Source organism: Enterobacter sp. 3U4, assembly GCF_057224565.1.
The window spans coordinates 4,281,989-4,295,310 of sequence record NZ_CP136665.1 but is presented as its reverse complement, the minus strand read 5'-3'; the positions used below and the strand labels follow the sequence as shown (position 1 = coordinate 4,295,310).

The 13,322-nt window shown below is 48.1% G+C and carries 11 protein-coding genes and 2 pseudogenes; 7 read left to right on the top strand and 6 right to left on the bottom strand.

Features of this window, described 5'->3' with window-relative positions; genetic code table 11:
- Positions 1-7: 7 nt before the first annotated feature.
- The 4 genes from ilvM to ilvL all read right to left on the bottom strand — a co-directional run bounded on the left by ilvM (position 8) and on the right by ilvL (position 2,152).
- A complete protein-coding gene (gene ilvM / locus RVY89_RS20420; protein WP_006179206.1) occupies positions 8-271 on the bottom strand; it encodes an acetolactate synthase 2 small subunit in 264 nt (87 codons plus the stop codon).
- Positions 268-1,914: an acetolactate synthase 2 catalytic subunit gene (gene ilvG, locus RVY89_RS20415; protein ID WP_484826307.1), complete on the bottom strand. Its 1,647-nt coding sequence runs from the start codon at positions 1,912-1,914 to the stop codon at positions 268-270. Before ilvG ends, ilvM begins: the two co-directional genes overlap by 4 nt.
- A gap of 2 nt (positions 1,915-1,916) precedes the next feature.
- Positions 1,917-1,967, bottom strand: a complete 51-nt coding sequence (gene ilvX / locus RVY89_RS20410) for a peptide IlvX (RefSeq protein WP_166792073.1) — start codon at positions 1,965-1,967, stop codon at positions 1,917-1,919.
- Positions 1,968-2,053: 86 nt separating this feature from the next.
- Positions 2,054-2,152, bottom strand: a complete 99-nt coding sequence (gene ilvL, locus RVY89_RS20405; RefSeq protein WP_001311244.1) for an ilv operon leader peptide — start codon at positions 2,150-2,152, stop codon at positions 2,054-2,056.
- A gap of 342 nt (positions 2,153-2,494) precedes the next feature.
- On the opposite strand from ilvL, the pseudogene RVY89_RS20400 reads away from it, so the two are divergent.
- The 5 genes and pseudogenes from RVY89_RS20400 to RVY89_RS20380 form a co-directional block, all read left to right on the top strand.
- Positions 2,495-3,630, top strand: a pseudogene (locus tag RVY89_RS20400) (YifB family Mg chelatase-like AAA ATPase); the annotation flags it as partial.
- A gap of 90 nt (positions 3,631-3,720) precedes the next feature.
- A complete protein-coding gene (locus tag RVY89_RS20395; protein ID WP_484826306.1) occupies positions 3,721-4,893 on the top strand; it encodes a tyrosine-type recombinase/integrase in 1,173 nt (390 codons plus the stop codon).
- The gene (locus RVY89_RS20390) at positions 4,880-6,886 is read left to right on the top strand and encodes a hypothetical protein (protein WP_484826305.1); all 2,007 of its coding nucleotides are present in this window, start codon (positions 4,880-4,882) and stop codon (positions 6,884-6,886) included. Before RVY89_RS20395 ends, RVY89_RS20390 begins: the two co-directional genes overlap by 14 nt.
- Positions 6,883-9,441, top strand: coding sequence for a hypothetical protein (locus RVY89_RS20385; RefSeq protein WP_484826304.1), 2,559 nt, complete (start codon positions 6,883-6,885; stop codon positions 9,439-9,441). The genes RVY89_RS20390 and RVY89_RS20385 overlap by 4 nt, the downstream gene beginning before the upstream one ends.
- Complete coding sequence (locus tag RVY89_RS20380; protein ID WP_484826303.1) at positions 9,438-9,944, top strand: hypothetical protein; 507 nt, start codon at positions 9,438-9,440, stop codon at positions 9,942-9,944. The genes RVY89_RS20385 and RVY89_RS20380 overlap by 4 nt, the downstream gene beginning before the upstream one ends.
- A gap of 153 nt (positions 9,945-10,097) precedes the next feature.
- On the opposite strand, the gene RVY89_RS20375 is transcribed toward RVY89_RS20380, so the two are convergent.
- Positions 10,098-10,409 carry a helix-turn-helix domain-containing protein gene (locus RVY89_RS20375; RefSeq protein ID WP_426019219.1) on the bottom strand — a complete coding sequence of 104 codons (312 nt, stop codon included), beginning with the start codon at positions 10,407-10,409 and terminating at the stop codon, positions 10,098-10,100.
- A gap of 97 nt (positions 10,410-10,506) precedes the next feature.
- Between RVY89_RS20375 and RVY89_RS20370 the strand changes: the two genes are divergently transcribed.
- The gene (locus RVY89_RS20370; RefSeq protein ID WP_484826302.1) at positions 10,507-11,076 is read left to right on the top strand and encodes a hypothetical protein; all 570 of its coding nucleotides are present in this window, start codon (positions 10,507-10,509) and stop codon (positions 11,074-11,076) included.
- Complete coding sequence (locus tag RVY89_RS20365; protein ID WP_484826301.1) at positions 11,070-12,458, top strand: DEAD/DEAH box helicase; 1,389 nt, start codon at positions 11,070-11,072, stop codon at positions 12,456-12,458. The genes RVY89_RS20370 and RVY89_RS20365 overlap by 7 nt, the downstream gene beginning before the upstream one ends.
- A 402-nt stretch (positions 12,459-12,860) precedes the next feature.
- Here RVY89_RS20365 and RVY89_RS20360 read toward each other — a convergent pair.
- Positions 12,861-13,039: pseudogene (locus RVY89_RS20360) on the bottom strand (transposase); the annotation flags it as partial.
- Between the last annotated feature and the right edge of the window lie 283 nt (positions 13,040-13,322).

The following is a 13,322-nucleotide window of genomic DNA, read 5'->3' as shown; positions in this document are numbered from 1 at the left end:
GTCGCGCTTAAGCGCGGATTTGTTGTGATGTGGTTGTGCTCTGGCAGATGGCAACATGGGCAACGTCTACCAGCTTTGATAACTGACTAAACAGTAAGTCGACCGACCGCGGGCTGGCAACGGTTAATTCGATACTGATGTTTTGGGCGTCAGTGGCCGTCTCCATATTCATAGAGCAAATCTGAAAACCACGATGACGCACTACACGCAAAACGCGTTCTAAGGTTTCCGGGTTGAAGCGAGCCTGTACGGCGACCTGATGCTGCATCATGATAATTTCTCCATCATTTGTGAGTTACTGGCACCAGGCGGCACCAGCGGCCAGACGTTCTCGAGTTCATCGATTGAGACATGAAGCAGGTAAGGCCCATCGCTGTTCAGCATGGTGTCGAGCGCCGCTTCAACCTGATCTTTACGGGTGATGTGCTGGCCAGGGATGCCGAAGGCGCTGGCCAGAGTGAGGAAATCGGGGTTATCGGTGAGCGTCGTTTCGCTATAGCGCTCCTGGAAGAACAGCTGTTGCCACTGGCGAACCATCCCTAAACGCTGGTTGTCGAGCAATACGATTTTCAGCGGTAACTGCTTGCGCTTAACGGTGCCGAGCTCCTGAACGTTCATCATGAAGGAGCCGTCACCGGAGATACAGATAACGGTATCGTTCGGGCGGGCAACCTGCGCGCCAACGGCGGCAGGCAGACCGAAGCCCATCGTCCCTAACCCGCTGGAGGTGATGAAGTTTTCCGGGCGCGTGTAGGTCATGTGCTGCGCGGACCACATCTGGTGCTGACCGACGTCGGTGGTGACGACGCTGTCAGCCGGTTTACGGTCCGACAACTGCTTCAACAGCAGCGGCGCGTAGATGGCCTCGCCGGGATGGTCATAACGCCAGGCGTGCTCGGCGCGCATATCTGCGGTGTACTGACGCCATGCGTTGATATCCAGCGGCTGCTGCAATGCCGGTAACAGCGCGTTGAGATCGCCCTGCAAGGCGACATGCGCCTGACGCAGCTTGTTCATCTCCGCTGGGTCGATATCCATATGGATGACTTTGGCGTTCGGCGCAAAGGTATTCAGCTTGCCGGTGACGCGGTCGTCAAAACGGGCCCCTACGGCGATGAGCAAGTCGCACTCCTGCACCGCCAGGTTTGCCGCTTTGGTGCCGTGCATCCCCAGCATGCCCAGATAATATGGGTAATTCGCGTCGACAGCACCGAGACCTTTCAGCGTGCAGGTCGCTGGCATCTGCGTTGTTGCGATAAATTCACGCAGGGCTGGAACGGCCTGTGCCATGCCTACGCCACCGCCGACGTACAGCATCGGCTGTTTCGCCTGCGCCATCATCTGACGGGCCTCTTCAACTTCCGCATCCGGAAAAGCATCGTCGCTTTCAACGGTAGAGAAGTGCGGTTCCAGATCGCCGACTGCCACCTGGATATCTTTCGGGATGTCTACCAGAACCGGACCAGGACGGCCGGAGCTTGCCACTTCGAAGGCTTCTGCCATTACGCGCGGCAGCTCTTCCAGAGACTGGACGAGGAAGCTGTGTTTGGTGCAGGCCAGCGATAAACCGAGGACGTCCACTTCCTGGAAAGCATCGGTACCGATGAACGGAGACGCCACCTGCCCGGTGATGGCGACAACGGGAACGGAATCCAGCAGCGCGTCAGCCAGGCCGGTGATGAGGTTAGTTGCGCCCGGGCCTGAAGTCGCCATACACACGCCGGTTTTACCCGTCGCTCGGGCATAGCCGATGGCTGCCATCGCTGCGCCCTGCTCGTGTCGGCACAAGAGATGTTCCACGCCGCCGTCATACAGTGCATCGTAAATCGGCATAATTGCGCCACCCGGATAACCGAATACTGTTTCGACTCCCTGCGCGCGCAACGCATGTACTACCCACTGTGCCCCATTCATAGTTAGTTCCCCGTCATAAATCGGGAGAAACAGAATTTTGTGCTAGTCGTCATTCTCTGCTCCTCATTTACGTTTTTTAGTCATAAAAAAACCCCCGGACCTTTCGGTGCGGGGGTCTTAGTTCGTTAAGGCTTGATTTCTAAGCCTTTCCTCGTCCAAGTGCAGCCCCGCACGGTGGGATAATAATCACCACCACGCTAATCACGACCAGGCTAATCACTCGTAGAAGGGCTGTCATTTTCAGTTCTTTTTGCATCTTGTTCGAAGGAATACCTAAAGAGTTATCACAGTTTTTAAATCAAACACAAGATTTATTTATGACGGATTTGATTAGGCAGCGAATCACATTTCTTAAAACCGTTGTTTTATATACAGAAATTAGAAAATGAATATTTTTCATTTTTTTACAGCGGTTCTTATCGTCAAAACGGGGGCTTTTTACGTTCTGCGAGGAGGCTTCCACGGTTATGCAAGGGTTTCAGTATGCGCTTAAAATCTCTGAACAGGCGGTGTAAATCCGCAAAATGACGCTAAACAGAAAAAACAGGCGCTGGCATAGTCACACCAGGAGGTAGTGCAAATGTCACTGTCAGTTGTTTATACGCGTGCGGCTCTCGGGGTAAAGGCACCGCTTATTTCCGTCGAGGTTCATTTGAGTAACGGGCTACCCGGACTCACGCTTGTCGGGTTACCTGAAACGACGGTTAAAGAAGCCAGGGATCGCGTTCGCAGCGCAATAATAAATAGCGGTTATGCCTTCCCCGCGAAGAAGATCACTATCAACCTTGCGCCCGCCGATCTGCCTAAAGAGGGGGACGATACGATTTACCTATCGCAATTGCCCTTCTGGCGGCTTCTGAGCAGCTTAATACGACACGGCTAGGCTCGTATGAGTTCGTGGGTGAACTCGCGCTCACAGGCGCGTTAAGAGGCGTTCCCGGTGCGATATCGGGAGCGCTGGAAGCCATACGTGCAGGGCGGCAAATCATTGTGGCCAATGAAAATGCATCAGAAGTGAGTCTTATCGCGGAAAAAGGATGCCTCATCGCGGGGCATTTACAGGAAGTTTGTGCCTGGCTGGAAGGACGACATGAACTGTCCGAACCTGAGGAGTGTGACGAGGTTTTAGCCGACGTTCCGGAGGATCTCAGCGAGATTATGGGGCAGGAGCAAGGGAAGCGGGCGCTGGAGATTACGGCCGCAGGTGGACACAATCTTCTGTTGATTGGTCCGCCAGGGACGGGGAAAACGATGCTGGCGAGCAGGCTGAGTGGGTTGCTTCCACCGCTCAATAACCATGAAGCGCTGGAAAGCGCCGCCATATATAGCCTCATCAGCTCTGCCTCGTTGCAAAAACAGTGGCGCCGCCGTCCTTTTCGTTCCCCACATCATAGCGCTTCACTGACGGCAATGGTCGGCGGCGGGTCTATCCCCGGGCCGGGTGAGATCTCACTGGCACACAATGGCATTCTGTTTCTTGATGAGCTGCCCGAGTTTGAGCGCCGCGTGCTGGATGCGCTGAGAGAACCTATTGAATCTGGCGAAATACATATCTCGCGCACGCGGGCCAAAATAAGCTATCCCGCGCAGTTTCAGCTGGTCGCTGCGATGAATCCCAGCCCGACGGGTCACTACCAGGGAAACCATAACCGCTGTACGCCAGAGCAGACGTTGCGCTATCTGGGTAAGTTATCCGGCCCGTTCCTCGACCGTTTCTATTCCTCATATACATCTAAAAGTGAAAATATGTAGTGCCAGCAAAAGACGTCTAAAATAAGTGAACAATGTCTTTTGGAACGCAAAAAGATGATGAAAATTATTGGGCTTACCGATTGTTTAATCGGGGGTAATCACCTTCCGAGGCTTTACGTCATCAAGGAAGACAACTGGCAGCTCCCGCTCCTTCCGCTACTGTACTCTGTGTACACAACGCTATACGGCACCGTTTATGAAATTTTCACTGATGCTTATCAATCTGAACATAGCTCAAATACCCATTTCACTGAACGATATGTGACTGATAATACGATCAGAACGTACATATATTGCCTGGCAAAATTTTTCGACCACCTAAAACTAACCACTAGTGGGCCCAGCTACACCGTCTCAGACTTCACCGTCAGCCACTACCTGAACAACGAACTCCCCACCAGGAACATCTCACGATGCTCAGCCATGACGCACAGAGCTGCAATCACTTCCTACTGTAATTTTCTGACGTATTTCGGGCTATCACCTTACATAAAGCTGAGGCTATATCGAAAAACAATTCAGCTAATCGAAAGCAATGACAGTACTCCTTTCCATATAAACTACATATCCTCATATAACAGAACGCAGTTATTGATGGCGTGCAAGACACTTGCCGAAAAACTCATCATCAGACTCGGATATGAAGTAGGCCTTCGGACTTCTGAAGTCGCAGGCCTTTGCCTCCAGGGTAAAGATGAACTTATCTCTCTCTTTCAGAAGCTCAACAGCAGCACATATGCAAATCAGGATTACTTCTCTTACTGGCTAAAAGGACGATATACCAAAAGAGGCCGCTCTCGCTGGATATACTTCTCTCGGGAACTCCTGACGGATATGGAACGTTACTACAATTCAGAGAGAAAGTTACTTTTACAGTCCACTGATATCGATCCTGACAACCTTTTTTTGCGTACAGATAAGCGGTTTTGCGGCACAGCAGTCGGCAAAGAATACGCATCAAGAATTTTTCGTCGTCGGGCCATGGCCGCAGGTCTGTCACCAGTGCTTAGCTTTCATGACCTGCGACACACCTTCGCCACTGAGCTCTACCACCAGGAACTGACCGGTCATTCCGGCAGGGAAACCCGGTCGGAATCTGCTGCGTTGCTCGTTGTTGCCCAGCGCCTGGGTCATAAACTGAGTCGCAACGGAACACCGCAGGCAACTACAGTGCGCTATATCCGAATGCGCCTGGAAATGCTCGAGGTGGAAAATGGTTCATCGTAAATCCAGAGGGGGAACCAGCGCGCTGAATCTGAATATCAGCCAAGACGAAATCAGCTGGTACAGGGGAAAATCTCAGGCAAAAACAACAACCGTCACGTCCATTTCCGAAGGATTTTACCATCGGGCAATATTTAACTGCATTGCCGGAGCATTACAGTCCGAATGGTTTTCGGAGCACGGGCTACACACACAGACCGGGCGATTGTATAAAGTACGGCATTTCTTCGGATGGCTCCGGAGTGAGGGCTATAAGATAACCGAGGAGAAGAAATACCTGCCCCTGAAAGATTACGCTAAATATAACGCTCAACTAAATTCTACAAATGAAAATGCACGCGCTGTCAGGCTCATTCTAAAAATAGGGCTGACCTCAGATTCACTTTCCACCCGGGAATATCAGTACATATCGCGCCTTATAAAAGTGAAGCTGGATATACCTTTTCTGACTCCCCGAAGTTATACACTCACCGACTGGTTTTCTGCTCCGCAGTTAAAGAATTTGTTAACCGAAGATGAAATCCTCAGTCTTGAAAGCCCCAAAAAGCTCATTCTGAGTATGAAAGTCACGATTGCAGCTACGCTGTTATTTCTGCACTTGTGTCGTACACAGTGGACAGGTTCTGACATCGCACCCCTATCATGGCCGCGCAGAAAGTATTGCTGGCATTTTGACTGGAACCTTTCACAGATGCGACAGTATGCTAAGTTTGATAACTCAGGTCGTCCTTGTGATTTCCTGTCAGAGCTGATGATTATTGATTTCATCAACCCTGCAGTAAAAGCAAAAGCCCTGCAGGATCTTCCCGAAAAAATCCGTTCATCATACCGAATGCCTTCCGTTGATGGCGGGAAACGTCTGAACACATGGTGGATGCCCAATTTCTTTCATCCGTCATTTATTAATGCTCACTCTGCTGTTGAAGAGAGGCTTCTTTCGTGGCTGATTGCTTGTGAAGCAGTCCAGCCATGGTGCATTCATAAGCTCACTAAACGTAATTTCATTACAGAACGTACCCAGGGAGGGGAGTTGAAGATGATGCAAATAAAGTACTTCAAGGGACGGTCCGGTACGCTAAAAGAAACAGGTTTCATGCCCGGTAATGCGCTGTGGACAAAAATGGTTGATCTCTATGTCACGCGCTGTCCGGATGACGGTCCGGTATTTAAAACCGCTGTCCAGTCGCCCCTGAAAACGGTAACCATGCATGACTCATCGACATGTAATAACGAAATATCCCTGATGAGATGCATCTGGAGCCTTAATTCATTTCAGGCACTGCTATCTGATGAGCTGGCTAAGCATAAAGCATCCAATATTTTCCATCGTTCGATGATGATGATTTACAAATATCTCAATGAAAACATCGATACCGTGCGTTCTGACCCTTCATTTCCCTGGTTAATATTCAGGCTTTCACACATAAAAACCAGCGCAGTACATGCCGGAAGCGACACCTATCGTGAAGGCGATCTTATCAATCATCACTCTCACTCCTCGCTGACGGAGAAGATAAGTTATCTTACGGATGCAAACAAAGACTGGGTTAATCGCTTAGGCAGGATCACCCGCAGTATTCTTAATGACCTTGAAAAAGCGGCGTTCAGACCTTTTACGGGAGACATCCTCAAAGAGCTCCACCAGCGGGAAACCCGGACACGGATTGTCGGGCAGGCATCGGATAATAATCTTGTCCTGCCTTCAGCGAGTGAAATTCATTCAGGCCTGAATTATGAAGGCAGAGAAATCATCATTCATGACTGCATCGATACTGCCCTGATTTTTCTTCATTACCTTTCTGAAGCCGAAAAATACTTTCCGGTTTTAGTGGAGCGCAGACCTGACTTTGTTGAAAAAACATTACTGGTAAATGTGGAGTGGATATCCCGCCTGCTACCGCGTATGCGATGCACATATGATGCAAAGAAACAATATCAGCGATTAAAAAACCACCTACCCTCTCTCTTTGATCACCTTCTGGAAAGCATTATATGAAGAGTGCACATTTGTCAGACAGTCATTTTACTCATACGGAGTTACAGGCGCGCCTTAACGCTGTTGCCGGCTCAATGAACAACCAGATTGAGAGCCACGAGTGGCGTTTCAGCGATGAACGAAAAGGCCATACCATAACCATTGATTTCAACGTATTCAGACATATCTGGCCTGAAACCATGCTGAATTACTTCAGCTCTTCGGAGCAGTTTATTCTATGCAATAAAATCCTATGGCTTGGTGCAGCGAAATCTAACTCCCCTCATCATCTCCGAGAGTCGTTTATTGGGCTGACATTGTTCTGGAACACATTTCTTGGCGCGAACACAGGCTGTCTGACACGTGTAAAATTACCTGAATTCCTTCATCACTTTATGCTCAGTAGCCTCAACAATTTCAGCGTTTCGCGAAGAAGAAGCATTATGTCATTCAGCCACTTTAAGCTTTTGTGGCTCATTGATGACTGGAGAATGGCAGCACAGGAAATATGCTTCAGCATTATCGCTCCCGGAATTTCCGGTGCCTTTTGTTTCCATGTACTGAAAACGCTGATACCGCAATTTACCCATAACGAACTGACATACGCTGACTGGGTGGAAGGTGCCTCATTCAACTCACTGACTCTGGACACCGGGCAGTACTACACTGAACACTGTATCAGCTATTTTGAAAAACATATCGCTACAGCCATCGCGCTCAATGATACCATTCAGAATGGCCATCGGCTGTTCACTCACCTCCCGATTAAGCAGGACACGCTGAAGAAGTATATTTCCCTGGTTACATCAGGGAAGATACACTTTTCCGGCAAAAACGCCCCATCTGACAACAGATACAAAATCAGCACCATTGCGCAGGAACTGCTTAAGTATTATCAGGCCGTAAGTAAAAAAATAAACGCAATCCTCCTCATGCAGACATCAGAAAACATCAGCAGACTTGCAGTACTTCTGAACCTGGATAATGACCAGCCCGTACTGGACAGGCTACAAATCATCCTGTGGGAATGGTCGCAGGGTGAAAACCGGGACGAGGTTATCGCACAACTCGCGTCTTTCAGACCCGCCATTTCGGGGGATTCTTTTCAGACAGCGTTGAACGCTTTACAACTCGAATCAGATAAGGCGGCCACGATTAAGACGCCATATGACTTTGCATTACCTGAAAACGCCGGACTGACTGCTGCAGTATCAGCGCCTGAATTTATCAGAAATGTTCAGGCTGCCGGACTCGTCGGGTTTGTTGCATTAACAGGGTGGAGAAGAAGTGAATATGATTTCCCCTATTCTGCACTCAGGAAATCGGAAAACAACGATATCCTGGACAGGTTTGCATTCCCATGGCGATATCAAATCCACGGGTTCACCCGTAAAACAAGTGGAGATATTCCCGTACTGCGCGAAATCACATTCTACTGCGCGCGACTGATGACACTCATGAATATTCTGTCGGCGCCTCCGGCAGACGCTCCCTGTCTGTTGCCTGCGGGAAAAAAATCAGCCTGCGCAGGGACGACGGGCTACCACATTACTCAGGCCGTCCGGCTTCTCTGGGCGCATCATATTACGCACTATGAGCCCTTCATCGCACTTGAGAAAGGATTTTATCGCGACAATCCGACCCTGGCACGTGCCAGTCAAACTGGCAAAACTGAGCTCCCTGCACTCATTTTTTACTTCACGCCATCAGTGCATGAGAAAAAGAAAAACTGGCTCGCCCGATATGCCAGGGGGACACTGGATGCTGAATGGAAAACGTTGCTGGATGCCGGACTCTCTACTGAGACCAAAGCCTGGGTCAGTACACTCTCTGATGCGGAATTGTGCTTTAATATTAATTCCCGGAAGGTTGCTTCTGAGCTGGTTGCCGGATTTACTTACCCTACACCTCATGCTTTCAGACATATGTGGGCGGAAGCAATATATCGTCGTTTCGATGGTGACGTCGGCTGGATGATAAGAAGCCAGTTTAAACATATATCGAAAAATATGTGGCTAGCATACATTAAAAATAAGGACAATCAGAATCTTTGTCTGGCGGCCCGACAGGACATAATCAGCTCACTGGTGAAGAACTACCTGTTCAGAAAAGGGGAAGGCTATGCCGGGCAAATGACGGTCTGGCTCAGAAAATTAATAAACATGACGGTGCTGGCCGATCCTCAGGAACAACAAAGAATTATCAACGAGATTTCTCAGGCAGAAATTACCGGCATTAAGGCTAATCCCTGGGGCTATTGTCTTCTGAGAAAACGCTCATCGGCCAAGGCCAGATGTGCGAATCAGGGTATCCCCCGGCGTTACAACGCGGCCCCTGGACTGTGTATGTCCTGCACACACAATCTTATGGGAAAAGAGAACGTTAGCTGGATGGTCATGTACATTCAGTCTCATTTATCAGCCCTGCAGGATCCTGCAGTTCCCCATCCTTTCAGGCAGGCATCCTTTGAACTGCTGACGAAGGCATTTATGAACATCCGGCAATACGATAAAAATCACCCTGCACTGCAGGAACTTCAGGAAGCGCTGGATTCTTACAGGAAGACACCGTCATGATAATGAAATATCTGCTTGAACAGCCACCTCAGGGGCCGGAAGAAACCCCGCCAGACTGGGTGTCAAAAAATAATGTCTCCTGCAGGGCATGGCAGCTGACCTTGAAGGTTTACGCAGAAAAGCGAGAATACATCGATCGGTGTCATCGTAAATCTGAACTCTCACGCAAGAACAGCTTTTTCATTTCAGGGGCCTGCCTGGCGAAAGAGCTGGGAATAAAACGAACAACGCTGATGCACACCTCCTCTTATTCCTCCTCGTTCACTGCATTTCTCAACCAGATTAATGCCGAGCTGCTGGACATAGCAAATAAGCGCATTGGTGCATTCCACAAACCCTCTGCCAGAGGCACGATAAGGGACAGAAAGGACGAATTACTCAACGTAAATAAGGCCCTCAGGAAAAGCCTGGAGGAACTGGAGCAGCTTAAGGTTGCTGAAATCGTCAACACAACACTTGCTGCATTGCCTCTGAATATCAGGCGAAAACTGGGCCTTATGTAGAAGCAGACTAACGTATGCTTGCTCCGGTTTATTTTGCGCCGCGATAGTCATATCCTGCCGCTATCGCAAAACACTCATTTGGCCATGAGTGTATTCGGATCAGGTGAACAAACACATGCCTACCACACCGGTTTTACATGTTCCGACCTGGCGCTACGACTGATTTTTCTTCAACGTTGCAATCAGTTCCGTTTGCTGAGCTTCTGTCAAACCCGCAATCAGGCAAGCCAGTTCAGCAGTCGTTTCATTTTCACAAAAGAAGTAGTTCAGGGGTACACCCAGTTCATCCGCCATTCGCTTAAGCGTATCAATATCGGGTATATGTCTTCCTTTTTCGTAATGGTTCATACGGCCACTCGCTGAACCAGGTTCCATGCCAATACGGATCCCCAGTTCACGCTGAGTAATTCCGGCTTTGGTTCTTGCCGCTTTGAGTCGGTCTGGTATTGGATTTGGATGAGCCACGTATTCATCATCATTGTCCTGAAGTGCTTAGATTGTCTAAGTTTCATCTGTTTCTGTATACTTAGCAATCCTAAGCTTTGATTTTCAGGATTTTTTGATGAAATCTGCCGTAAAACTACACCCCTACATCTATAATTTATTGATAGAAAAGAATTTTGATAAGTTCAGCTCTGCACTTCTGTTGGATGCACTGATTAAACTACCGGATAAATATTTATATGTTGCAGAAGCCAGAAAGTTCATTCGCCGGCAGTTAATCAGGCTTGAAAAATTAGGATTTTTACAAAAAATTGAACACCCCGGCGGACGGACAAAAGCGCTGTATGAAAAAACGGAACAGTTTTATTCGACAACTTTCACGCCTGGCAAAATTCCAAAGAACTCCCGTCTGAACAGCATCACTGAAAGCGGAGAGCTCTCTGCCTCCGATATTGACGCTTTCGTGACAGATTTAAGTAATGAAAGGATAAGTCATGAGGCCAGGCTTGCAGTAGTACTGAGCGAAATCGAAGAATACACTTCTCTGATGCAACGCTTCCCGAACAGAAAAAGAGAGCTAATGGATCTCTATGAGCAGGCCAGAAATCAGTCAGCGACATTACTGGGACGGGTAACAGCATTAACAAAAGCGCTCAAGTTGCATACCAGCAGGGAGCTTACATGCTGAGAGAATGGCAGAAACGCTGTACTGATGCAGCACTAAAAAAGTATCTGTCAGGCTCCCCACATTTCCTGTGCCTGGCAAGCCCCGGTGCCGGAAAAACCATAATGGCAGCTGAAGTCGCGAAGAGAATGCTCGCACGCGGACTGGTTGATCTCGTACTGTGTTTTGCTCCCACATCCGCGGTGGTTTCATCAATTGAAAGCACATTTTCTCGTGTATTAAGCCACAATTTTAATGGCGGCCTGGGGGCAGTTGGTGCTGCATTTACATACCATAGTCTGATGTACTTAGATAAGCGCTTCTGGGACGCCCTGCGGCAGCACAGACTACTGGTCATTTTCGATGAAATTCATCATTGCTCCGGCAATTCACTGGATAATGCAAACGCGTGGGGCAGCGAAATACTGACACAGGTTCAGCATTGCGCACGATACACTCTGGCATTAACAGGAACACCCTGGCGAACAGACAATGTACCGGTAGCCCTTGCCAGTTATACCGATCCCGGGGGTAAAATTTGCTGCGATTATGTGTATGGCCTGCATGACGCCATCATTGATGGTGTTTGCCGAAAACCGGCAATAGTATTAATTAACAGCCAGAATTTATGCTATGCATCAGAGGGAAAAAACGAACATTTCGGATCCATATCAGATTTACTGAACACGAGTCTGGTGACCTATCAGTCGCTACTCTGGCACCCGGAAACAATGAAATATGTCATTAATGCAGGCTGCCAGAAGCTGAGTGAGATAAGGCAAACAAATTCTGATGCCGGTGGGCTTATGATCGCATCTTCGGTTGAACATGCATATGAACTCCTTAACATCCTTAAAAATGAGTTTGCTCAGACTGCAACCATCGTGACATATAAGGATAAAGATGCGCTTTCTAAGATTGCCCTCTACAGACAAGGCTCCACCGAATGGATTGTCAGTGTTGGAATGATAAGTGAAGGTACGGACATTCCCCGACTTCAGGTCTGCTGTCATCTCAGTGCTGTCAAAACTGAGCTGTATTTCAGGCAGGTACTGGGGCGAATATTGCGGGTAAATCAGGATAAAAACCAGGAGGCCTGGTTATTTACTCTGGCGACGGATGAACTGACGCTCTTCTCAGAGCGACTGGCTGAGGACTTACCTGCAGACTATGAAATACTGTACCTTAAATCCTTCAACACTCCTTTTTCTATCGATGCCCCCTTTTCTTCATCCTGTAATTACGAAAATCATTGTGAAACAGAAAATTATGATGAAATCGACCTGAAACTTAACTTATCCAACAAACCTGAAACAGTATACACACATTCAGAAAAATCAACGAATTTAGATATTGGTGGATTATATCAACGTGTAATTGATGCATTCCTGTTTTCTAATATATGACTCAGCCATGCTATCTATAACTCACCTTAAATATCATCGCATCATTCAGGCTATCACGCTCTGGACCGTGTGAGGATAATGCATTAGTTTGAGAAAAATGGGATTCGGCTCTAAGCTGTCATTTAGTAAAATGAGCCTGAAATATTACCGATTCAGTCATCATTAAGTGGTCAACTCTGCCGCAATTCGGATGACAGTGCACAAGCAAAATACAGTCTGTAGGCTGTATTAATGCAAATACAGCCTGCAGGCTGTTAATCTTTATACCAGAAGGCGGGTAGCGCAATGACGTTCTTTATCGCAGCACTTTCTCTTACTGAGAGCAGGTATAACCACTGGAGTGATAGCTTTCACAGTCATAGTGGCGGCGAGAATGTGTACTCTGGCGGGGTTTATCCAGCACTTCGCTACATGAAAGCGGTCGAATGCGATTTTTTAACCGCGCAGGGTAAGAGGATACTTACTGCCATGTCCATTGAGAGCGTTTTGATGGCCTGTAACTGTTCGTCAGAGAGCGAACGAAGATAGCCTGCATGATTCTTAGTGCCTCGATCATCAATTAATTCCAGCGACCGGAGGTCACCGTATTGAAATGATGTCCTTTTCTAAAACGCGACCTCAACCGCATTACAGTTGAGCTTAAGTTGTTTACTGAAGCATCTGCGTTGCTGATTCTTAGCCGGGTAAATCTGATACTTTCAGCGATCCAGATAGTGACATTAGCTGCTCCTGATAGCCTCCGATATTTATTTCAAAAGACTGAATTACACACCTTCAAACAAATCACCGTCACCTGCCTTTCAATACCATCTATAGATTATCACATACCATGTTATTAATATGCTAAAAAATGGTTTATGCAAA